Origin of the sequence: Rhodococcus sp. NPDC056960 (genome assembly GCF_042674125.1) — a bacterium.
GTDB lineage: Bacteria > Actinomycetota > Actinomycetes > Mycobacteriales > Mycobacteriaceae > Rhodococcus_F.
Genome location: NZ_JBHURF010000018.1, coordinates 153,568 through 180,248 on the forward strand (window position 1 = coordinate 153,568; position 26,681 = coordinate 180,248).

1 protein-coding gene is annotated in these 26,681 nt (G+C 69.8%); it reads right to left on the bottom strand.

What is annotated here, in order from left to right:
• On the bottom strand, positions 1-26,595 hold the full coding sequence (locus tag ACFTWF_RS27700) for a non-ribosomal peptide synthase/polyketide synthase (protein ID WP_378464340.1): 26,595 nt from the start codon (positions 26,593-26,595) through the stop codon (positions 1-3).
• Positions 26,596-26,681 lie beyond the last annotated feature (86 nt).

Below are 26,681 nucleotides of genomic sequence, written 5' to 3' on the forward strand. Positions count from 1 at the left end.
TCACGGCCCCGCGGAGAGCGCACGCGCCAGCACCGGACCGATGACGGCGAGTGATTCCGGCTCGATCATGTCGTTGTGCCCGCAGTCGACGGCGTGCTCGTCGATGCGTCCGGTGACCAGCGGCCGCCACTCCTGCGCCGACCGCGCACGGGTGGCGCCGCCCCCGTTCCGGGCAGCGGGGAAGATCAGCAGGTCGCCGTCGTAGACCTGGGGCACGAACCGGCGCCCGATGAGCCGGGAGTTCTCGTATCCCCGTGCGATCCGTTCGAGATCGCGCCCGCGCACTCCGGTCTCGGCCCCCAGCGTGTCGTCGATCAGCCGCGCCGCCCGTTCGTACGTGAGCTCACCGGTGTCGTCGATCTCGAGCCCCAGCCCGCGCAGCAGGTCCCGCAGATCGAGTTCGCCGGGCGGTGCGCTGTCGCCGTCGTCGGGGTAGCTGTCCATGAGCGCGAGCGTCGCCACCGCGTCGCCACCGCGTTGCAGTTCGACGGCCATCGCATGGGCGAGGACACCGCCGAGCGACCAGCCGAGCAGGTCGTACGGTCCCTCGGGCTGGATGGCCTTCATCTCCTCGACATAGCGGTGAGCCAGTTGCTCGATCGACCGGTACTCGTCGTCGCCACTGATCGTGGGCAGTTGCAGCCCGAACACCGGTCGATCGGGAGGAAGATGCCGGACGAGCCCGGCGTAGCCCCAGGACAGCCCGATTCCCGGGTGCACGCAGAACAGTGGTCTGCCATCGCCCTGCGCACGCAGCGGGATCACCACGGCGAGCGCCTCTTCCACATCGGGACCGACGGCGGGAGCGTCGAGGCGACGCGCGAGGCCGGCCGGGGTGGGGTCGAGGAACATCCACTGCAGCGGAACCTTCCGGCCCAGTGCGGTCTGCAGGGCGCCGACGATCCTGGTGGCGAGGAGGGAGTTTCCGCCGAGGTCGAAGAAGCTGTCCGCGGTACCTACCCGGTCCACCCCGAGCACCTCCGCGAACGAGTCGACCACGATGCGCTCGGTGTCCGTGTCCGGCGCCCGGAACGTGGCAGCGGACGAGCCGAACTCGGGGGCGGGCAACGCCTTCCGGTCGAGCTTGCCCGCCGGGGTCGTCGGAATCTCGTCGAGCACGACGACCGCGGACGGCACCATGTGCGCGGGTAGGCGCTCGGACACGTAGGCCCGCAGTTCCGCGGGATCCACGTCCCGACCGTCCTGCGCCCGCACGTACGAGGCGAGCACGGTGTCGCCCGACGGTCCGGTGTGTCCGAGGGTGGCGGCGAAGGCGACCGCGGGGTGGCGGGCGAGCACGGTGTCGATCTCCCCGAGTTCGATCCGGAAACCGCGCACCTTGACCTGGAAGTCGCTGCGGCCCAGATATTCCAGGGTGCGGCGTGCGAGAGTGCGGCGCCAGCGGACCACGTCGCCGGTCCGGTACATCCGGCGCCCCGGCTCACCGAAGGGGCAGGCCACGAATCGCTGCGCGGTGAGCGACATGCGGTTATGGTACCCGCGTGCCACACTCGGTCCGGCGATGTACAGTTCGCCCGGCACCCCGACGGGGACGGACTGCAGTCGCTCGTCGAGAACCAGGAACTCGAATCCCAGGGCGGGCGATCCGATGTTCACGCCCTCCCCGGGGCGCATGGCGGCGCTGACACTCGCCTGCACGGTGGTCTCGGTGGGCCCGTAGCCGCTGTGCAGGCTGCGACCCGGGGCCCACTGCGCGACCACGTCCGGTGGGCACGCCTCCCCCACCAGATCGAGGACTCGAAGTGAATGGAGGCGGTCGTTGTCGAGCGCCGCCAGTGCGGTCGGCGTGATGGTGGCATGGGTCACCTGTTCGCGCCGGAACAGTTCCGCCAGTTCGCTGCCGCCGACGACGGTGGGCGGCACGATCACGACCCGCGCCGAGGCGCTGAACGCCATCATCAGTTCGAACACCGAGGCATCGAAACTCGGGGACGCGAGATGTGAAACTCGGGAATCGTGGGTGACCTCGAACCGCTCGTGTGTCTCCGCCGTGAAATTCGCCAGGCCGAGGTGGGTGACCGTGACCCCCTTCGGTTGTCCGGTCGAGCCCGACGTGTAGATGAGGTAGGCCGGGTGGTCCAGGTGCAACGGGATCGTCCGGTCCGCGTCGGTGACCGGCGCCGGGGACATCCCGGCCACCTGATCGGCGACCTCCTGGTTGTCGAGCACGAGCCACGGCACCGTGCCGGGCAGATGGTCGCGGCGGTCGCGCACCGTGAGGCCGAGCGCGGCCCGGCAATCGGTGAGCATGTAGTCGATCCGCTCGCGGGGGTAGGTGGGATCGACGGGGACGAAGGCCGCGCCCGCCTTGGTGACCGCCCAGACCGAGAGCACGGCCTCGACCGACCGGGGCATCCCCAGCGCCACGAACGTCTCCGGTCCCACGCCACGGTCCCGGAGGACCCGGGCGAGCCGGTTCGACCATTCGTCGAGTTCGCGGTAGCTGATCCGCCGGTCCTCGTACGACAGGGCCACCGAGTCGGGATCGAGCGCGGCCGCGGCCGTCAGCAGGTCGGGCCACCGCTGCGGGCGCACACCCGGTCCGCCGTGGGCCGGGACCAGGTCGCGGATCTCCGCCTCGTCGAGGAACGGCAGATCACCGACCGGCAGGTCGGGGTTGCCGGTGACGGCGTCCAGGATTCGCACCAACCGGTCGGCGAAACCCTGGACGGTGGCGGCCTCGAAGAGATCGGTGGCGAAGTCGACGGCGCCGGTCATCCCCGCCGGGTCGCCGTTCGCGTCGAACTCCTCGGCCACGAGGAATTCGAGATCCATCTTGACGACGGCCAGTTCGGGGTCGATACCGCGGACTTCCAGTTCCGGCAGGGTCAGCACCGGTCGCTCGTTGTTCTGGAATTCGAGGGAGACCTGGACGATCGGCGAATACGCCGTCGACCGGGTGGGCCCGACCGCCTCCACCACACGCTCGAAGGGAACGTCGGAGTGCGCGAAGGCCGCGAGGTCCACGTCGCGGCAGTGCGCCGACAGGGCGGCGAACGACGCGGCCGCGTCCACGTGCGTGCGCAGGGCGAGCGAGCCGACGAACATGCCGACCAGATCGTCGAGCGCGGGCTCGCCCCGGCCGGCGATCGGTGTTCCGATCACGATATCGCCGGTGCTGCCGAGCCGTGCCAGCACGACGGCGAGCGCGGCGTGCACGGTCATGAACTCGGTGGAACGCAGGCGTCGGGACAGGTCCCGGATCCGCCTGTGCAGGTCGCTGTCGACGGAGAAGTGGACACGCGCACCGCGGAACGATTGCCGGGCGGGCCGGTCCCGATCGGTGGGCAGTTCCAGCAGATCGGGCACGCCCGCGAGGGCCGTCCTCCAGTAGGCGAGTTGCGTCGCGGTCAGGGAGCCGGGGTCGTCGTCCGAACCCAGCAATTCTCGTTGCCACAGAGTGTAATCGGCGTACTGCACCGGGAGCGGTGCCCACTCGGGTGCGCCGCCGAGGCGGGCACCATAGGCCGTCATCACGTCGCGCACGAGTGGGGTCATCGAGAACCCGTCGGCCGAGATGTGATGCACCACGACCGCGAGGACGTGGTCGGTGGCGGACAGGGTGAACAGCCCGACCCGCACGGGACGCCCCACCGTGACGTCGAAACCCGCCGAGACCAGGCGGGCGAGTTCCTCACGCAGCAGGTGCTCGTCCCCGACCGGGACGGGGACCAGCGCGGGCACGGCTCCCTCGGCGGGCAGGATCTGCTGGACCGGCCCGGCGCCCCGGACCGGGAACACCGTGCGCAGCGACTCGTGCCGGGCGACGACGTCGACGAGGGCCGAGTTCAGCGCTCGCACATCGAGTTCACCGCTGAGCCGCAGCACGATCGGGATGTTGTAGGCGGGCGACGCCGTGTCCAGCTGGTTGAGGAACCACATCCGCTGCTGCGCGAACGACAGCGGGATGTCACCGGGCCGGGTGCGGGCCGTGAGCGCAGGGCGTCCGGTCGGCTCGGTCTCGGTGTGCTCGATCCGGGCCGCCAGCCCGGCGACCGTCGGCGCCTCGAACAGGTCGCGCACGCCGATGTCGGCGCCGAGCAGCGCCCGCAACTGCGCCGTCACCCGGGTGGCGCTCAGGGAGTTGCCGCCGAGGTCGAAGAAACCGGTGTCGGCACCGATCCGCTCCTGCCCCAGCACTTCCGCGAACACGTCGGCCACCGTGTCTTCGATCCGGCCCGTGGGCGCCCGGTATTCGCCTGTCCCGGAACGCAGGTCGGGCTCGGGCAGGGCCGCGCGGTCGAGCTTGCCGACCGCCGTGAGGGGGATGCGGTCCAGCAGCGTGATCGACGAGGGCACCATGTGGGGCGGCAGGCGGTCGGCCAGGTGCCGGGTGAGGTCGGTGGTGTCGAGGGAGCGGCCCGCCGCCGCCACGACATACGACGCCAGCAGCATGTCGCCGTGGGGCGTGCGGTGCGCGATCGTGGCAGCGAACCCGACGTTCGGCTCCGCCACGAGGGTGGCGTCGATCTCGCCGAGTTCGACGCGGAAACCTCGTACCTTGACCTGGAAGTCGCTGCGGCCCACGTATTCGATGCTGTGGCCGGCCGTCCAGCGCACGATGTCGCCGGTACGGTACATCCGCTCACCGGGACGGGAGGGGTCGGCGACGAAACGCTCGGCGGTGAGGCCCGGCCGACGGTGATAGCCGCGGGCCAGACCGGCCCCCGCGAGATACAACTCGCCCGGAACCCCCGCCGGCACCGGCTGCAACCGAGAATCGAGCACCAGTTCCGTGACACCGCGGATGGGTCCGCCGACGGTGATCGGCGCTCCGGGGACCATCGGTTCGCTGATGTTGGACATGATCGTCGTCTCGGTCGGTCCGTACGCGTTGTACAACCGGCGGCCCGGCGCCCAGCGGGCGACGAGGTCGGGCGGGCAGGCCTCGCCGCCGAACACCAGGTCGGTGAGATGCACCAGCCCGGCCGGATCGACGGACGCGAGCGCGGCGGTGGTGATGAACGCGTGGGTGACCTGGCGGTCCGACAGGAAGCGCGCGAGTTCCTCGCCGCCGAAGACTGTGGGCGGCGCGATCACCATCGTCGCGCCGGCCCCGAAGGCCTGCAGGTACTCGAACACCGACCCGTCGAAACTCGGTGTGGAGAAGTGCAGGGTGCGGGACTGCCATGTCGCACTGAAGCGTTCGAGTTGGTCGAGCGCGAAGTTGTCGAGTCCGCGGTGCGTAACCACCACGCCCTTGGGCACGCCCGTGGAACCCGACGTGTAGACGACGTACACGGCGGTGTCCAGCGTGACCCGGCCGGTTCGATCGGCGTCGGTCAGCGGTGCCGCCGACCGCCGGGCGCACTCGGTCGCGAAATCCGGATCGTCCAGGGCCAGCCACTGCGCCGTGCCGGGGAGGCTGCCCCGGTGCCCGGTGGTGGTCACACCGAGGGTGACTCCGGAATCGCGGAGCATGTGGGTGATCCGCTCGGCGGGATAGTGCGGGTCGATCGGCACGAACGCCGCCCCGGTCTTCGCCACCGCCCACACCGAGAGCATCGAGTCGAGCGACCGCGGTATCCCGATGGCCACGAACGTCTCCGGACCCGCACCACGCGCGACGAGAGCGCGGGCGAGGCGATTCGACCGCTCGTCCAGATCGCCGTAGCTCACGTCGCCGTCCTCGGACGACAGTGCGATCGCCTCCGGGTCGAGTGCGGCCGCCTCGGCGAGAATCTGCGGCAGGGTGCGGACCGACCCACCCGGACGGCCGCGGACCGGCACCAGCTCGGCCCGCTCCCGGTCGGTCAGCAGCGACAGCGCGGCCACCGGCCGGTCGGGACGAGTGCACTCGTCGACCATCCGCACCACGCGTCCGGCAAGGTCGGCGATCGTGTCCGTCTCGAAGATGTCGGGGAGGTACTCGAACTTCAGGTGCAGCCGCGCGTCGACGGACGCCACCAGGCTCAGCGGATAGTGGGCGGCGTCTCGCGCGTCCACCTCGTCGACCCGCAGTCCGGCGACGTCGGTGGCCGTCGACAGCCCGGCGCGATCGACCGGATACGACTCGAACACCGTCAACGTGTCGAACGAGCCTGCGGCGCCGTCGATCTCGGCGAGTCCGAGATGGTGATGATCCGACAGCGCGGCCTGCTCTGCCTGGACTCGTTCCAGCAGGGCGCCCACCGTTTCGGCGGGCCGCAGCCTGATCCGGACGGGCAGCGTGTTGATGAACAGTCCGATCATCGTCTCGATGTCCGCCAGGTCCGGGGGCCGCCCCGACACGGTGGCGCCGAACACCACGTCGTCGCGGCCGGTCACCGTGCCCAGCACGAGTCCCCACGCGACCTGGACGAGAGTGTTGACGGTCAGTCCCCGCGCACGGGCGAGGCCGCGCAGGCGCGTGGTGCGCTCCTCGTCCAGGTCGAACACCCACTCCCGGGACATCACGGACAACCCGCGGCCCCGATCCGCCGGTGCAAGCAGGGTCGGGCCTTCCACCCCCTCGAGGGCTCGCGCCCACACCTCCCGGGAGGCGCGTCGATCGCGGTCGTGCATCCACGCCAGATAATCGCGGTACCCACGCACCCGCGGCAGCGCCGACGGGTCGGCGTCGGTGGCGTAGAGCGTCAGCAACTCCGTGACCAGCAGCGGCATCGACCAGCCGTCGAGGAGGATGTGGTGGTTCGTCGACACCAGCCGGTACCGGTCGGGCGCGGTCGCGATCAGCATGAACCGGATCAGCGGGGCGCGGGTCATGTCGAACGGGCGGACGCGGTCCGCGGCCAGCAGTCTCTCGATCTCTGCCTCCGTCGCGGCGGTGTCGAGAGCGGTCAGGTCGACCTCACACCAGGGCGCGTCCACTCCGTGTCGGACGACCTGGACCGAGTGGCCGTCGGCATCGTGCAGGAAGGCGGCGCGCAGATTCGCGTGCCGGTCCAGCAGCGCATCGGCCGCACGGCGCAGCCGTGTCGAGTCCACCACGCCGGCGAGGTCGAGGCTCACCTGCACCAGATAGGCGTCGAGGGAGTCGGCGGCGAGTTCGGCGTGAAAGAGCATGCCGGACTGCAGCGGCGACAACGGCCACACCTCGGCCAGATCCGGGCAGGCGTGTTCGAGCGACTCGATCGCATCCTGCCGAAGGTCGACGAGATCGAAATCCGACGGCGTGAACCCGCCGCCACCCGACTCCGCGTGCGCGCCGAGGGCAGCGAGTGCCTGCACCCACAGCTGCGCGAGTTCGTCGACGTCCTCGTGGGTGAGGACGCCCGGCGGATACGTCCAGGTGGACGTCAGCCGGGGCCCGTCCGCCGCATCGACGGTCATCGCGTTGACGTCGACGGCCGACGCGACGGGGATCGCGGCTTTCTCGCGCAGTCCGGGTTCGTCGACCGGCACCCAACCCTCCGGGGTCGCCGTGGCGGTCCGGCCAATTCTGCCGAGATAGTTGAAGCTGACCTGCGGCATCGGCAGCGGCGAAAGAGCCTGCGCCGTCTCGTCGTTCAGGTAGCGCAGCAGTCCGAAGCCGATGCCGTGGTCGGGAACGGCGAGGAGTTGCTCCTTGACGGCCTTGATCGCGGCCCCGGCCGACGGGCCGCCGGCGAACGCGTCGTCGAGGTCCACCCCGCGCAGATCGAGTCGCACCGGGAACAGGGTGGTGAACCAGCCGACGGTGCGGGCGAGTTCGGCCCCCGGAACCACGTGCTCCTCGCGACCGTGACCTTCGAGGATCACCAGTGCCTCCGGGACGTCCATCTCCCGCCGGCCCCGCCACCGGATGAGCGCCATGGTCAGTGCCGTCGACAGGGCATCGCCCACAGTTCCGTGGAATGCCTGCGGCAGGGTGGTGAGCAACGTCCCGGTCAGCGACGCGGGAACCCGGACCTCGACGTGCGCGGTGGTGTCGGCGGTGTCCGACGCGGCCACCGGGCGGGACCCCAGCAACGGGTCGGGTGCGGTCAGCATCTTCTGCCACAGCGCGAGTTCGGCGGTGCGGTGGGGTTGGTGCGCGGCGTCGACGAGTGCGTGCGCCCACCGGCGCATCGACGTGCCCACCGGTGCCAGTGCGCCACCGGACGCGCAGGCCGTCGCGAGGTCGGGGATCAGAATCCGCCAGGACACCCCGTCGATCGCCAGGTGATGGACGACGATCAGCAGGCGACCCGTCCGTTCGCCCGCGTCCAGCCACACCGCCTGCACCATCACACCCGACTCCGGGTCGAGCCGATCGAGGGCCGTATCGAGTTCGGCGGCGACGTCGTCTCCCCGGCCCCGGCGAAGCACCGTGTCGGCCCGCACCGACCCTGCGGCCGCCGCCTCCCACGACCATCCCTCCTCCGTACCGGAGGTGCGGTACAGACGGGCCCGCAGGAGGTCGTGCCGGTCCAGCACCGCCTGCAGTGCCCGCGTCAGGGTGTCCTCGTCCAGCGTCGCGGGAACCGTGACCAGTGCGGACTGCGAGTAGCGGCGGAAGTCGCCGCCGCGGGCCAGCATCCACCGCACGATCGGTGTCAGCGGAATGTCGCCGACCCCCGCGCCGGGCAGTTCCGGGAGAACCACGGCGCCGTCCCCGGATCCGGCGATCTCGGCCAGCCCGGCGACGGTTCTGCGCTCGAACACATCGCGCGGCGACAACAGGACCCCGGCGGCCTTGGCGCGGGTGACCAACTGGATGGACATGATCGAATCCCCGCCGAGGGTGAAGAACGAGTCGTCGACGCCCACCGATTCGAGGCCCAGCACGTCGGCGAACAGATCGGCCAGAACACGCTCCGTCGCGCCGACCGGACTGCGCCCCGCCGTGACCCGTTGCCCGAAGTCCGGCGCGGGCAGCGCAGAACGATCGAGTTTGCCGTTCACCGTGAGCGGCAGGTCATTCAGCACCACCACCGCGGCAGGCACCATGTGCGACGCCAACCGCGCCGCAGCCGTTTCGGTGATCGTCGCCGCGTCGATCGCGGCACCGGTCTCCGGGACCACATACCCCACCAACCGGTCGCCGTGTGCGGTCACCACCGACTGCGCCACGCCGTCGCAGGCGAGCAGGGCCGACTCGACCTCGCCGAGTTCGATCCGGTAGCCCTTCACCTGCACCTGGAAGTCGTTGCGGCCGAGGTACTCCAGTTGCCCGCCCGTATCCCACCTGCCGAGGTCGCCGGACCGGTACATCCGCGCCCCGGGTTCGGCGGGGTCGGCGACGAAGCGGGACGACGTGAGCCCGGGCCGGTCGAGGTAGCCGCGAGAGACCTGCGCGCCGGAAACGTAGATCTCCCCGACCACTCCCGGCGGCACCGGATGCAGACGTCGGTCGAGCACGTGCACACGCAACCCGGGCAGGCCCCGGCCGATCACCGAGGCCGACCGGCCCTCCACGAGGTCCCGTTCGATCGGCAGGTGGCTGACGTGCACCGTGGTCTCGGTGATGCCGTACATGTTGACCAGCGCCGGCGTATCGCCCCGGCGTGCGTACCAGCGCGCCAGCTGCCCGAATTCGAGGGCCTCCCCGCCGAAGATCACGTATCGCAGCGACAGTCCGGGACCGCCGCCGAGCCGGTCCGCCTCGGCCAACTGGGCGAAGGCCGTGGGAGTCTGGTTGACGACCGTGACGTGTTCGTCCCGCAGGAGTTCGAGGAATTTCTCGGGCGAGCGGGCCGTGAAATAGTCCACCAGCACCAGTCGGCCACCGTGTGCGAGCGCACCCCACATCTCCCACACCGAGAAGTCGAAAGCGGCGGAATGGAACATGGTCCACACATCGTCCGGCCCGAACCCGAACAGCGTCTGGGTGTTCGCCAGCAGGGTGACCACGTTGCGGTGCGAGACCTGCACACCCTTCGGGCGTCCGGTCGAGCCCGACGTGTAGATCACGTACGCCACCGAGTCGGGGTACACCGGACGGCGGCGGTCGTCGTCGGTCAGTGGGTGGGACGCGCAGTGCCGCAACGCGTTCACGGTCACGTCGTCGTCCACCGCCACCACCGACACCCCGGCGTCCCGGAACATCTCGGCGTCCGCGGTGGTGGTGAGCACGCACCGCGGACGGGCGTCGCCGAGCTGGAAGGTCAACCGTTCGGCCGGGGACGCCACGTCGACGGGAAGGTACCCGGCGCCCGACTTCACCACCGCCAGCAGGGCCACCACCAGATCGATCGACCGTGTCATCCCCACGGCCACCAGCGTTTCGGGGCCTGCGCCCTGCGTCACCAGCAGTCGTGCGAGCCGGTTCGCCCGCTCGTCCAGTTCCCGGTACGTCACCGACGCGCCGTCGCAGCGCACCGCGACGGCTCCGCCCCGGGCGGCCACCGCCCGATCGACGACGTCCGCCAGCGACAGTGGCGCGATGGAGGTACCCGGCCGATGCACGGTGCGCAGCAGCTCGTGTTCCGCCGCATGCAGGATGTCGATGTCGCCGACCGGGACGGCCGGGGCGGCGGTGACGGCCTCGATCACCCGCACGAAACGCGCCGCGAGACCCGTCACAGACTCCCGGTCGAGCACATCCGTCGCGTAGCGGAAACCGGCGCTGATCCCGGCCGGCATCCCGTCCTCGTCGATCCGCTCCGCCAGGCTCACCTGCAGATCGAATTTCGCGACGTCCAGGTCGACGTCGAGAGACCGGGCGGTGAGCCCGGGCAACTCCAGGTGTGTTCGGGTGGCGGTCTGGAACTCGAGCAGCACCTGGAACAGGGAGGCGTGCGCAGTGGACCGCTCGGGTGCGAGTTCGTCCACCAGGCGCTCGAACGGAATGTCGGCGTTCTCGAACGCGCCGAGGTCTGCCGACCGGACGTCGGTGAGCACGTCGGCGAACGACGCTCCGGCCCGCACCGGGGTGCGGAGTACCAGGGTGTTGACGAACATCCCCACGACGTCGTCGAGTGCCGCGTGCCCCCGGCCGGCGACCGGCGTGCCCACCACCACGTCGTCCGATCCCGACACCCGTTCGAGCAGCACTGCCAGTGCCGCGTGCACCACCATGAACAGTGTCGAATTGCTGTGGCGGGCAATGTCGGCGAGTGCGCGGTGCACCGCCGGCCCGATGTCGACGGTGACGACGGCACCGTGGAACGACCGCTGCACGGGCCGCGGCCGGTCCAGGGGCAGGGGCAGCACCTCCGGGATGCCCGACAGCGTCCGGGTCCAGTAGTCGAGTTGCCCGGAGATCACCGCCCCGGGTTGCTCCTCGGCGCCCAGAACCTCACGCTGCCAAAGGCTGTAATCGGCGTACTGCACGGGTAACGGCACCCAGCCGGGCGCCTGCTGCTGTGCGCGTGCCGTGTAGGCCAGCATCACGTCCCGCGCCAGAGGTGTCATGGAGACGCCGTCGGCCGCGATGTGGTGCACGACGAGGGCGAGAACGTGCCGGTCGGGGCCGAGCCTCAGCAGCCTCACCCGCAGCGGAAGTTCCTCGGCCACATCGAATCCCGCAGCGAAGAATTCGGTGAGCGAGTCACGGAGATCGTGGTCGGTGACCGGTATCGGGGCCAGGTCGGGCGTGGCGAGCGCCGAATCGACGATCACCTGGGAGGGACCGTCGGGTGAGCCCGGAAAGACGGTGCGGAGCGACTCGTGCCGCTCGACGACGTCGCCGAGTGCCGCTCGCAGTGCGGCCACGTCCAGCGCACCGTCCAGGCCCAGGGCGACCGGGATGTTGTATGCCGGTGAGGACGGGTCGAACTGGTTGAGGAACCACATGCGCTGCTGCGCCAGCGACAGCGGCACTCGCTCGGGCCGCGACCGCGCCCCGAGCACCGGAGAGCCGGAGCTCGTCATCACGGTCGAGTCGATCCGCACGGCCAGATCCGACACCACGGGTGCGTCGAACAGCGCTGCGACACCCACATTCGCGTCCAGCGCGCTGTTGATGCGTCCCACCGTGCGGGTGGCGCTGAGCGAGTCGCCACCGAGGTCGAAGAAGTTGTCGTCCGCGCCGACGCGGTCGATGTCGAGGACGGCGGCGAAGGCCGCGGCGACCGCCTCCTCCGCGGGTGTGGTGGGGGCGCGATATCCCACGGTTCTCGTGCCGAAGTCGGGTTTCGGGAGGGCTTTTCGGTCGAGTTTGCCGTTTCCCGTCACCGGCAACTCCGCCAGCACCGTCACCGTCGACGGCACCATGAACCCCGGAAGCACCACCGCCGCCTCCGCCAGGACCACCCGCTCCTGCACCACCGCACCACCCGCCGGCACCACATACCCGGCCAGATACTCACCCGCAGCCCCGTCACCCCGTAACACCACCACCGCCTGCGCCACCCCCGCGACGCGCGACAACACCGCCTCGATCTCCCCCAACTCCACCCGCTGACCCCGCAGCTTCACCTGAAAATCCGTACGCCCCAGATACTCCAACTCACCCGACGACAACCACCGCACCCGATCCCCGGTCCGATACAACCGCGACCCCACGCCCCCGAACGGATCCGCCACGAACCGATCCGCCGTCAGATCCGGCCGACCCTGATACCCCCGCGCCAACTGCACCCCACCCAGATACAACTCCCCCGCCACCCCCACCGGCACCGGCCGCAACCGCCCATCGAGCACCAGCACCCGCGTATTCCACACCGGCGCCCCGATCGGCACCACCACCACATCCGCCGCCGACACCTCGTGGAACGTCACATCCACCGACGCCTCCGTCGGACCGTACAGATTGTGCAACTCCGCCCCGCTCACCCGGCGCAGTCGTGCCGCGGTGGCCGGCGGCAACGCCTCACCACTGGCGAAGACCCGGCGCAGCGAACCGCATCCCGCCACGTTCGCACCGGTCAGAAACACCTCGAGCATCGACGGCACGAAATGTACTGTGGTGACCGACTCCTCGCGGATCACCCGCTCCAGATACCGGGGATCGCGGTGACCGTCCGGCACCGCGACCACCAACCGCGCCCCCACCAGCAACGGCCAGAACAACTCCCACACCGACACATCGAACGTCACCGGCGTCTTCTGCAACACCACATCCACCGACGACAACCCATACTCCCCCTGCATCCACAACAACCGATTCACCACCCCCGCATGCGGCACCACCACCCCCTTCGGCCGCCCCGTCGACCCCGACGTGAACATCACATACACCGGACTCTCCGGCCGCACCGAACCCAACCGATCCACATCCCGCACCGGACCACCCGAGAACCCCGACACCACCACCGTGTCCAACTCCACCACCCGAACCGAACCCGGCAACACCCCCCGATCCCCCGACATCACCAACACCAACACCGGATCCGCAACCCCCACCACATACCCCACCCGCTCCGCCGGCTGATCCGGATCGATCGGAACGTACGCCCCACCCGCCTTCACCACCGCACAAATCCCCACCACCATCTCCACCGAACGCCGCACCGCCACACCCACCAACGACTCCGGACCCACCCCCGCACCGATCAAGAACCGCGCCAGCCGATTCACCCGCCCATCGAACTCCGCAAACGACAACACCACCCCCTCGAACACCACCGCCGGCGCACCCGGACTCCGCAACACCTGCGCATCCAACAGATCAACGAGCGTGGTACCCCGAACCGGATGCCCCGTCGCATTCCACGACTCCACCACCAGTTTCCGCTCGTCGGCCCCCATCACCTCGACGTCACCGACCGGAACGTCCACATCGCGGGCCAGGGTGCCGAGGATCCGGACGAGGCGATCGGCGAAGGCGCCGACGGTGTCCCGGTCGAACAGTCCCGGCTGGTAGCGCAGACTCAGTCGGAGTCGTGGTTCGAGGATCGACACGAGCGTGAGCGGATAGTGGGTGGCGTCGCGGGCGTCGAGTCCGGTCACCCGCATTCCCCGGATGTCGGTGTTCTCGTCCAACCCGGACGCGTCGATGGGGTACGACTCGAACACGGACAGCGTGTCGAACAGGTTGCCCACGCCGACCCGCGACTGGATCTCCCCGAGCCCGAGGTGATGGTGGTCGAGCAGGGCGGTCTGCTCCCGTTGCAGTCGGGCGAGCAGACTCCCGAACGATTCGTCCGGGTCCACCCGCACCCGGACCGGCAGGGTGTTGATGAACAGCCCGAGCATGTTTTCGACGCCGGCGAGTTGCGGCGGCCGACCGGAGACGGTGGCCCCGAAGACCACGTCGTCGCGGGAGAGCAAGCGGGACAACAGGACACCCCACGCGGCCTGTATCACCGTGTTGACGGTGACGCCGGTGCGCTCCGTGACCGCGGCGAGCGCGTCGAGTACGGGGCCGGGCAGTGCGACGTCGATGTCGTGCGGCACACCGTGGATCGCCGTGGACGCCTGCGGCGCCACCAGCGTCGGTTCCTCGACGCCGTCCAGGGCACGTTCCCACGCTCGGGCCGACGCCACCGTATCCTGCCGCGACACCCAGTCCAGGTAGGCGCGGTAGGTGGGCGGCTCCGGCAGACCTTCCGGTTCGCCGTCGGCGGCGTAGCGCTGCAGCAACTCCCGCACCAGCAACGGCATCGACCACCCGTCGAGGATGATGTGATGGTTGGTGATCGCCAGCACGGCCTGATCCGGTGCGGTACGGAACAGTGTCAGCCGGAGCAGGGGCGGCCGGGCGAGATCGAATCGGGCGCCGCGGTCCTCGTCGAGGAGCCGTTCGAGACCCGCGTCGGCGTCGGGTCCGTCGACGGTGAGATCCACTTCCCGCCAAGGCACCTCGACCGTGTCGACCACCACCTGCGCGGGCACTCCGTCGTCGTAGACGAATGCGGTCCGCAGGTTGGGGTGCCGGGCGAGTAGTCCCGCGGTCGCGGCGCGCAGCCGCGTCGTGTCGACGACACCCTCGAGGTCGATGCGCAGTTGCGCCGTGTAGACGTCCATCGACTCCGCGGCCAGCGACGCGTGGAATAGTAACCCCGACTGCAGTGGTGAGAGTGACCACACGTCCTGCAGGGCCGGGAACCGCTGTTCCCACCGCTCGATCTGCCGCTGGCTCGCCGGCACCAGCGGAACGTCGGACGGTGTCAGCCCACCGGTGCCCGGCCGGGACGCGTGCGCGGCGAGCGCTCCGAGCGCCCGTCGCCAGCTATCCGCGAACGATGCGACCTCGGCCTCGTCGAGAACTCCCCGGGGAAAGGCGAAGGACGCCTTCAGCCGGGGACCCTCCGGACTGTCGGTGACGACGGCGTTGACCTCGATCACGGACGCGACGGGCATGTCGGCGTTCCGGGTGCCGCCGACCGTGCTCTCCACCGGCAGCCAGTCCTCCGCGCCGTCCGTGGTGCTCACTCGGCCGAGATAGTTGAAACTTATCTGCGGGGAGCGGAATCGGCGCAGCGCGGCCGACGTGTCGCCGTCCAGGTAGCGCAGCATTCCGAAGCCGATCCCGTGATCCGGAACCGCGAGCAACTGCTCCTTGACGGCCTTCACCGCCCGGCCTGCCGCGGGCCCGCCGGCCAGGGCGTCGTCGACGTCGACGTCGACGTCGGTGAGATCCATCCGCACCGGGTACACGGTGGTGAACCAGCCGATCGTCCGGGAGAGATCCGCTCCGGCGACGGCCTGCTCCTCGCGGCCGTGCCCCTCGAGGGTGAACACGGCGCCCGACGTGGAGACTCCGCTGTCGCGCCGCCAGCTGATCAGTGCCAGGGCCAGCGCGGTGAGCAACCCGTCTCCCACGCCTGCGCGGAACGCGTCCGGCAGGGTGGTCAGCAGGGTGCCGGTCACGCTCGGCGACACGTCGGCGGTGACGGTCCCGACCGTCGCGTCGACGTCGACCTCGGGATCGAGTGGACGCGAACCGATCAGCGGATCCGGACCGTCGAGGATCTTCTCCCACAGTTCGAGCTCTGCGGTTCGGCTCCGCACGGCGTCGGACAGACCGTGCGACCACCGCCGCATCGACGTGCCGACCGGCGGCAGGTCCGGTGTCCGGCCGGCCTGCAGTCGGCCGCACGCCGACGCGAGGTCCTCGACGAGGATCCGCCACGACACACCGTCGACGACGAGGTGGTGCACGACGATCAGCAGTCGCCCGGGCCCGCGCGGGACGTCGAACCACACAACCCGCACCATTGCCGCGGTGGCCGGATCGAGGCGGTCTGCCGCCGCGTCGAGTTCGGCTTCCGCGAGCGCGGCGAAGTCTTCGCCGTCCACCGCGCCGACCGGGACCCGGCGGACGTCCGCCCGCACCGAGCCCTCCGGCAGCACCTCCATGCCGCCGTCCGCCACCACCCGTGCACGGAGCATGTCGTGCCGGTCCAGTACCGCCGCGACACCCCCGACGAGTACCGCGTGGGTGAGTCCGGTGGGGGCTGCCAGCACCACCGCCTGCGAGAACCTGTCGATCCTGCCGCGGCTCCCCTCGACCATCCACCGGGCGACGGGTGTGAACGGTAGCGGCCCGACGCCACCACCCGGCAGCTCGTCCAGCGCGACCGTGCCGTCGTCGTCGAACCGCGCCGCCTCGGCGAGTCCCGCGACTGTCCGGTGGTCGAATACGTCTCGGGGCGAGAGAAGCACACCGGCCGCCCTGGCGCGGGCCACCAGTTGGATCGACATGATGCTGTCGCCGCCGAGGGCGAAGAAGTCGGCGGTCGCACCCACCGAATCCAGTCCGAGCACGTCCGCGAACAGTCGGGCGAGCAACGCCTCGGTCTCGGTGCGCGGCGGCCGGCTGTCGGGCACGGCGAGGTCCGGCGCGGGAAGCGCTGCGCGGTCCAGCTTTCCGTGGACCGTCAGCGGCAGCGCATCGAGTATCACCACCGCAGCGGGCACCATGTACGACGCCAACCGGCGGCCGGCGACGTCGAGGACGGCTCGCGAATCGAGGGTCGTACCCGGTTCGGGCACCACGTATCCGATCAGCCGATCGCCGCCGCCGTCGTTCCACACGCTCGCCACGGCCTGCGCCACGTCGTCGTGGGCGAGCAGGGCCGACTCGACCTCACCGAGTTCGATCCGGAAGCCCCGGATCTTCACCTGGGAGTCGGTGCGCCCGAGGTACTCCAACTGTCCGTCGGGTAGCCAGCGCGCCCGGTCGCCGGTGCGGTACATCCGGTGTCCCGGCGCGCCGAACGGATCGGCGACGAACCGTTCGGCCGTCAGCGGGAACCTCCGGTGGTAGCCGCGTGCGAGGGCAGGACCTGCAAGGTACAACTCGCCCGCGACCCCGACCGGCACCGGGTGCAGCCGCGAGTCCAGCACGACCTCGGCGAAACCGCGAGTGGGCGTGCCGATGGTGACCGGGTCTCCCGGCACCAAGGGGTCGCTGATACTCGACACGACCGTCGTCTCGGTCGGCCCGTACGCGTCGAACATCCGCCGGCCGGACGCCCAGCGCGCCACCAACTCGGGCGGACACGCCTCGCCTCCCGTCACCACACACTCGAGGGCGGTGAGACCCTCGGGATCGACGGATGCGAGCGCCGCCGGAGTGACGAAACAGTGTGTGATTCCCTCGGTTTCGAGCAACTGTGCCAATTCGGCGCCGCCGTAGACGGACGGGGGTGCGATCACCATCGTGGCCGCCGCGCCGACCGCCAGCAGGAGTTCGAGAACGGACGCATCGAAACTCGGCGACGCGAAGTGCAGAGTTCGCGAGTCTGCCGTGGTCTCGAACGTCTCCCGTTGCTGCGCCGCGAAGCCGGCCAGTCCGCGGTGGGTGGTGACGACCCCCTTGGGTCTGCCGGTCGAACCCGAGGTGTAGATCAGGTAGGCGGGATTGTCGATCCGGACCGTCGAGGTCCGCTCGTCGTCGGTGACGGTCGACGACGCGTACGTCGACAACCGGTCCTCGACGTCCGGGTCGTCCAGCACCAGCCACGGCACCGTGTCGGGAAGTGCGCCCCGTTGCGCCCTGCCCGTGACACCCCACACGGCACCGGAGTCGGTGAGCATGTACTCGATCCGTGCGGCGGGATGATCCGGATCCACCGGCAGGAACGCGGCCCCCGACTTGGCCACCGCCCACACGGCGAGAACGGACTCGACCGACCGCGGGACGCACAGTGCGACGACCGATTCCGGTCCCGCACCGTGCTCGATCAACATCCGGGCCAGCTGGTTGGATCGCCGGTCGAGCTCTCCGTAGCGGACGTCACGCCCGTCGAAGACGAGCGCCGAGGCCTCCGGATCGTGTGCGGCCGCCTCGGCCAGCAGATCCGGCAGCGTCCGTGATGCCACCGCCGCACCGCCCGTCACCGGGGCCAGTACGGCACGCTCGAGCGATCCGAGGATGTCGATGTCTCCCACCCGTGTGCCGGGGTCGGCGGTGACCGCCTCGAGGATGCGCAGCAGTCGTTCCGCGAAACCGAGCACCGTGTCTTCGTCGAAGAGATCTGTCGCGTAACCCAGCTCCGCGGCGATGCCCGTCGGGTGGCCGTCGGCGTCGACGTTCTCGGCCAGGGTCAATTGCAGATCGAAGTTGGTCGTGTCGATCTCGAGGTCGAGGGTGCGGACCTGCAGATCCGGCAATTCCAGCGTGGGGCGCTCGATGTCCTGGAACTCGAGCATCACCTGGAAGAGCGGCGCGTACGCCGTCGCCCGGGACGGACTCAGGACCTCCACCACCCGTTCGAACGGGACCTCCGCGTGGGTGAACGCCCCCAGATCGGTTTCCCGCACGCTGCCGAGGAGCTCGGAGAACGTGGCGCCGCCGTCGACGCGCGTGCGCAGGACGAGGGTGTTGACGAACATGCCCACGACGTCGTCGAGTTCACGCTCGCCGCGACCGGCAATCGGCGTTCCGACGGCGATGTCGTCGGAACCGCTCACGCGTGCCAGCATGATCGCCAACGCGGCATGCAGCGTCATGAACACCGTCGTGGTGTGCTGCCGGGCCAGCCTGACGACACCGGCATGGACCTCCGGCCCGATGACGAATTCGACGCGGCCGCCGCGGAGCGACCGGACCGCCGGACGGGGACGGTCGGTGGGCAGTTCCAGTACTTCGGGCAGATCCGACAGCGTGGTGGTCCAGTACGTCAGCTGCCGGGACAGGGGCGACGTCTCGTCGGATTCCGATCCGAGCCACTCCCGTTGCCACAGCGCATAGTCGGCGTACTGCACCTCGAGCGGGGTCCACTCCGGGGCCGCACCGTTCACGCGGGACTCGTACGCGTTCATGACGTCCCGGGCCAGCGGGACCATCGAGAAACCGTCGGCCGCGATGTGATGCACCACGACCGCGAGCACATGTACATTCTCGTTCTCGTCGAGAGCGAACAGGGTCGCACGCAGCGGCACCTGCACCGTCACGTCGAACCCTTCGGACAGCACACCCGCCACACGGTCCCGGAGTTCCGCTTCTCCCGGCACTCTGATCGGAACGAGGTCGGGCATCGCGTTCGACGCGGTCAGGATCACCTGGTGTGGACCGTCTTCGGCGAGTGGGAAGAGGGTGCGCAGGGCCTCGTGCCGTTCGACGACGTCGGCCACCGCCGCCTGCAGCGCCTGCACGTCCAGCCGGCCCTCGAGCCGGAGCGCGAAGGCGACGTTGTACGCGGACGAGGACGTGTCGAACTGGTTGACGAACCACATCCGCTGCTGGGCCGGCGAGACGGGGACTTCCGCGGTGCCCTCCCTCGGCTTCAGTGGCGGGCGGGATTCCAGCCCGTCCTGCGACTCGGCGAGCGCGGCCAGACCGGCGACGGTGGGGGCGTCGAATACGTCGCGAAGACCGATCCGGTCGCCGACGACCGCGTTGATCCGTGCCACCAGCCGAGTGGCGATCAGGGAGTTCCCGCCGAGGGCGAAGAAGTTGTCGTCCGCGCCGACCCGTGCGAGCCCGAGCAGGTCGGCGCACACCGCGGCCACGATCTGTTCGATCGGGGTGCGGGGTGCGACGAATTCGACTGCAGCTGCATCGAAATCGGGTTTCGGGAGGGCTTTCCGGTCGAGTTTGCCGTTTCCCGTCACCGGCAACTCCGTCAGCACCGTCACCGTCGACGGCACCATGAACCCCGGAAGCACCACCGCCGCCTCCGCGAGCACCACCCGCTCCTGCACCACCGCACCACCCGCCGGCACCACATACCCGGCCAGATACTCACCCACCTGCTCCTCGGGGGAGCGCTGCGGATCAGCCCCGTCACCCCGTAACACCACCACCGCCTGCGCCACCCCCGCGACGCGCGACAACACCGCCTCGATCTCCCCCAACTCCACCCGCTGACCCCGCAGCTTCACCTGAAAATCCGTACGCCCCAGATACTCCAACTCACCCGACGACAACCACCGCACCCGATCCCCGGTCCGATACAACCGCGACCCCACGCCCCCGAACGGATCCGCCACGAACCGATCCGCCGTCAGATCCGGCCGACCCTGATACCCCCGCGCCAACTGCACCCCACCCAGATACAACTCCCCCGCCACCCCCACCGGCACCGGCCGCAACCGCCCATCGAGCACCAGCACCCGCGTATTCCACACCGGCGCCCCGATCGGCACCACCACCACATCCGCCGCCGACACCTCGTGGAACGTCACATCCACCGACGCCTCCGTCGGACCGTACAGATTGTGCACCCGGGCACCGGGGACCAGCGCCCGTATTCTCGCCGCCGTCTGTGCGGGCAACGCCTCGCCCGACGCGAACACCGACCGCAGGCTCGTGCATCGTGCCGCTGACGGTTCAGCGGTGAACACCGCGAGCATCGACGGGACGAAATGCAGTGTCGTCACACCATGTTCGATGATGGTGTCGACGAGATACCGGGGGTCGCGGTGACCGTCCGGCACCGCGACCACCAACCGCGCCCCCACCAGCAACGGCCAGAACAACTCCCACACCGACACATCGAACGTCACCGGCGTCTTCTGCAACACCACATCCACCGACGACAACCCATACTCCCCCTGCATCCACAACAACCGATTCACCACCCCCGCATGCGGCACCACCACCCCCTTCGGCCGCCCCGTCGACCCCGACGTGAACATCACATACACCGGACTCTCCGGCCGCACCGAACCCAACCGATCCACATCCCGCACCGGACCACCCGAGAACCCCGACACCACCACCGTGTCCAACTCCACCACCCGAACCGAACCCGGCAACACCCCCCGATCCCCCGACATCACCAACACCAACACCGGATCCGCCGTCGCCACCACATACCCCACCCGCTCCGCCGGCTGATCCGGATCGATCGGAACGTACGCCCCACCCGCCTTCACCACCGAACAAATCCCCACCACCATCTCCACCGAACGCCGCACCGCCACACCCACCAACGACTCCGGACCCACCCCCGCACCGATCAAGAACCGCGCCAGCCGATTCACCCGCCCATCGAACTCCGCGAACGACAACACCACCCCCTCGAACACCACCGCCGGCGCATCCGGACTCCGCAACACCTGCGCATCCAACAGATCAACGAGCGTGGTATCCCGAACCGGATGCCCCGTCGCATTCCACGACTCCACCACCAGCGAACGCTCACCCGGATCGAGAATCTCCACGTCACCCACCGGCGCGTCCGGATGAGCGAGCACTCCCCTGAGGATCCGGACGAAGCGCTTCCCGAATTCGGCCACGGTCTCCGGATCGAACACGTCGGACGCGAACGTGAATTCCGCCGAGATGCCTGTGGCGGTTCCCGACTCGTCGTAGCGTTCCGCCAGCGTCGCCTGCAGATCGAACTTGCACACGGCGGTGTCGACCTCGACGATCTCGACGGTGAGGCCCGGCAATTCGACCTCGGCCGGTGCCGTGTTCCGAAACTCCAGCATGACCTGGAACAGCGGTGAATACGCGGTCGAACGATTCGGCGCGACCGCGTCGACGATGCTCTCGAAGGGCACGTCCGCATGACCGAACGCCGCGAGGTCCGCCTCTCGCGCCCGGGACAGTACCGCGGCGAACGTCGCGGCTGGTTCGACGGTGGTCCGCAGGACCAGTGTGTTGACGAGCATCCCCACCAGGTCGTCGAGGGCCTCCTCACCCCGCCCGGCAATCGGTGTGCCGATCGCGATGTCCGAGGTGGCGCCCGACCTGGCGACCAGCACGGCCAGCGCCGCGTGCATCACCATGAACATCGTGGCGTCGTGCCTGCGGGCGAGCAGGAGAAGGCCTTGATGGACGTCCGCGGGTATCGAGAAGGGAACCGTCCCGCCCCGCAGCGACCGCTCCGCGGGTCTCGGCCGGTCGAGGGGAAGGTCCGTCACGTCGGGGAGGCCGGCCAACGCGGTCTTCCAGTACTCCGTCTGCGCGAACATGATGCTGCCGGGATCCCGGTCGCTGCCGAGAACCGCTCTCTGCCACAGGCTGTAATCGGCGTAGTGCACCGGGAGTGGGAGCCAGTCCGGCGGTTGCTGCCGTACGCGCGCCGCGTAGGCAACGGACAGATCGTGGGCGAGCGGAGCGAGCGACGCCCCGTCCGCCGAAATATGGTGTACCACCAGGGCGAGGACGTGCTCGTCGGGTCCGGCCCGCAGCAGTGCGCCCCGCACGGGCACCTCGGCGCTCACGTCGAATCCGCGCGTGGCCAGGTCGGTGATCTGCGCGGACAGCGGCTCGTCGCCCGGGGCGTTCCTCGGCGTGAGATCGAGAACCACCTGTTCCGGCGGCACGATCACTTGATGCGGCCCGTCGGCCGATGCCGGGTACACGGTGCGCAGCGATTCGTGTCGTTCGAGGACGTCGCCCATCGCGGCGCGGAGCGCCGGGGCATCGAGCGTCCCGGACAGGCGCACCGCCATCGGAATGTTGTATGCCGGAGAGGAGGTGTCGAGCTGGTTGACGAGCCAGAGGCGCTGCTGCGCAAGCGACACGGGAACTCGGTCGGGGCGCATCTGCGGCACCAGGTTCGGGCGTTCGGCGCGCCCGGTGCCGGCGTGCGCGGCCCAGGCTGCCAGCGCCTCGACCGTGGGCACCTCGAACAGGGTGCGCACGGTGAGGCCGACGTCGAGCGCGGCATTGACGCGCGCGACCACCCTGGTCGCGGCGAGCGAGTTGCCGCCGAGGTCGAAGAAGCTGTCGCCGAGACCGATTCGTTCCACACCCAGGACGTCCGCATACACCCGCGCGATCGCTTGCTGCGCGGGATCGGCCGGGGAACGGAACTCATCGGACGCCGCGAAGAAGTCGGGCTCCGGCAGGGCCCGGCGGTCGAGCTTCCCGGCCGGGGTCATCGGCATCTCGTCCAGGACGACGATCGCGGAGGGCACCATGTGCGGTGGCAACAGTCCGCCGACGTGGTCCGCCAACTCGGGGGGCGCGGGCCGCCGGCCGGCGGCCGGCAGTACGTACGACACGAGGACCGTCTCGCCCGACGGCGCCGTGCGCGGCATCGTGACCGCGCTCCGTACCCGGGGATGGGCGTGCAGGACCGTGTCGATCTCTCCCGGCTCGATGCGGAATCCACGGACCTTCACCTGGAAGTCGCTGCGGCCCAGGTATTCGAGTGTGCGGTCGGCGCGCCACCGGACCACGTCCCCGGTGCGGTACATCCGGTCGCCCGGCATGCCGAAGGGGTCGGCCACGAACCGTTCGGCCGTCAACGCCGGTTTGCCGCGATACCCGCGTGCCAGGGCGTTTCCCGAGATGTACAGTTCCCCGGCCACCCCGACGGGCACCGGTATCAAACGCGCATCGAGGACGACCTCGCGGAATCCCCGGAGCGGACCTCCCAGCGTGATCGCTCCCGCCGGCGACATCGGTTCACTGATGTTCGACATGACCGTCGCCTCGGTCGGGCCGTACGCGTTGCGCAGTCTGCGGCCGGGCGCCCACCGCGTCACCAGTTCCGGCGGGCACGCCTCGCCGCCGCACACCACGTCCCGGAAGGCGGACAGTCCGGTGGGCTCGACCGTGCCGAGTGCGGCGGTGGTGACGAAACCGTGCGTGACCCGCTCCGCCTCGAGGAGGCCGAACAACTCGGCGCCGCCGTAGACCGTCGGCGCGGCGATGACCATCGTCGCCGCGGCGGCGAACACGTGGAGATATTCGGAGACGGACGCGTCGAAGCTCGGGGTGGAGAAGTGCAGGATCCGGGACGTCCGGGTGGCGCCGGATCGGGCGCGCTGTTCGGCCGCGAGGTCGTCCAGACCGCGGTGGGTGACCACGACACCTTTGGGCCGTCCCGTCGACCCGGACGTGTAGATCACGTAGGCCGGATTCTCCGGGCGGAGGGGCCGTGCCCGCTCGGCATCGGTCACGGCGGACACCGGCTGAGCCGCGCAGAGTGTGCGGAACTCTTCGTCGTCGAGCACCAGCCAGGGAACCGCGTCCGGCAGCCGGGAATGTGTGTCGGACAACGTGATCCCGACGACGGACCGCGAATCATCCAGCATGTGCTCGATGCGCTCGGCCGGGTACCCCGGATCCACCGGCACGAACGCCGCGCCCGATTTCGTGACCGCCAGCATCGACAGCACCGACTCGATCGAGCGAGTCATGCCCAGTGCCACTGCATCTTCCGACCCGATGCCTCGTGCCGCCAGGACGCGGGCCAACTGGTTGGAGCGCTCGTCCAACTCGCGGTAGGTCACCTCGATCCCGCGGTACGACAGTGCGACACCGTCGGGATCGACTGCCACTGCGGCGGCGAACAATTCGGGCAGAGTGCGCTCCGAGCGCGCCGGTGTGCCCCGCGCCGGCACGAATGTGGCGCGCTCGGCCTCGGAGAGGATGTCGATGTCGCCGACCGCAACGTCCGGGTCGGTGGTGGCCGTGTCCAGGATCCGACGGAATCGTTCACCGAGCGTCACCACTGTGGGGACATCGAACAGATCGGTGGCGAACTCGAGCGTGACCGTGATGCCGGACGGAGCGTCGGCATCGTCGACGACCTCCGTCGTCGCCACCCGGAGGTCGAATCCGCCGATCCCCGACGTCTGCGCCCCGTCGCCGTGCTCGAACAGCACCTGGACGATCGGCGAATACCCGCGGGACTCGCCGACCTCCAGAGCCCGCACGACCCGCTCGAACGGCACGTCGCAGTGCTCGAACGCGTCCGTCCGGGTCTCGTGGACGCCGCCGAGCAGATCGCGGAAGGACCTGCCCGGTTGGACACTGCTCCGCAGCACCACGAGATTCCGGTCCTCGTCGTTCCGGTCCCCGTCGACCGGGGCCGGGGTTCCGATCGGCACATCCGACGTGCCGCCGATCCGGCTCAGCAGAACGGTCAGGGCCGCGTGCAGAACGTCGAAGGGCGTCGTGCCGTGCTCCCGTGCCAGCGCGAGCGCTCTGCGATGGGTATCGACACCGGCTCGGACATCGACGCGGTCCGTCCCCGGGGACTGCACGGCGGGTCGAGGCCGGTCGGACGGCAGGTCGAGCGCTGCGGGAAGGCCGGAGAGCCGTTCCGTCCAGTACGCGAGTTGGCCCGCCTCGAGGCGTCGCCGCTCCCCCGTGAGCGCGGTCGGCCGGTGCACGGTCGCGAGTCCGGCCCTGGGGTCTGCCGCGATGAACTCCTCGAGGAGCGCGACGAATTCCTGGTGATGCGCTCGCAGGGCGGCGTCCTGGTACCGGTTCGGATTCGCCCGGAAATCGACGAACAGCCCGGCGGGGCCGCTCGGGTACACGTTGACGAGGAGATCGTCCACCGGACCGGACGTGACGATGTGGTAATCGCCGGACAGGGAACCCAGCCGGACCTCCTGGTGGAACAGCATGACGTTGACCATCGGTCCGTCGAGCCCGGCTCCGCGGTCCGGGCGCAGGTCTCGGCGGATGTCGTCGAGGCTGCACCGCTGATGCCGCAACGCGCCCATCAGCTCACGCTGAACGCGGGACACGAGTTCGGCGACCGTGCCGGCCTCGTCGACCGCGATCGACAGCGGCGCGACGTTGACCATCATGCCCCCGGAATTGCGGAGCAGTGACGTCGTCCGGCCGGACATCGGGACCTGGACGAGGACAGTGCCTTTCGCCGTCTGCCGCGACAGGTAGCAGGCGAAGGCGGCGATGATCGTGGCTGCGGCGGTGGCGGTGGCCTGCTTGTCGGAACTCTGCAGACCGGCGACGGCCACCTCGGACAGCGACGCACTCTCGAGTGTGCTCCTGGCGACCGCGGGCGCAGCCTCGGCTGCGAGGGTCGTTCCCTCGGCGGCCTCGATCCGCGCCGCCCAGTACTCCCGATCCGCCGCGAACCGATCGGACGAGCGGTAGAGGGTGTCGACGTCGTACAGCGCACGCAGGCTCGCCGCCCGATTCGGATCCGGTTCGCGGCCTTCCACGGAAGCCGTATACCGGTGCGCGATGCGATTGATGAGCGTCATGGCGCCGTACCCGTCGAGCGCGACGTGATGTATGCGGCTGTACCACAGGTAATGTGCGTCGCCCACCCACAGGATCGACGTCTCGACCAGGGAACCCGCACCGAGATCGAGCGGCGCCCGGTAGTCCCGGTCCATCCAGGCGTGCGCAGCCGCAACCGGGTCGGCCGCATTGCGGAGGTCGACGACGGTGACGGGAATGTCGGTCGCGTCGTCCACGTACTGCATCGGCAGTCCGTCGACCTCGACGACCCGCAGGAAGGGCGACTGGAACTCGCGGCCGGTCGCGACGGTCTCGCGTCGCAGCAGGTCCACGTCGAGGTCGCCGTGCAACTCGACGTAGTGCGCTACCGAGATCGGCACCTCGGGGTCGAGTTGCTGCGCGAACCAGGTGGCACGCTGCGCCGCGGACAGCGGGAAGGGCCCCTCGTCCGGTTCGTGTGTAGCCGGTTTCCGCGTGTCGACGGGGTTCACGGCGGGTCCTCCCCATAGGGTGTCCCCGACCGGCGGAAGTGTGGCCCTGTCCGAATCGGCACTCGCGAATGCGAGAGGCGGAAATC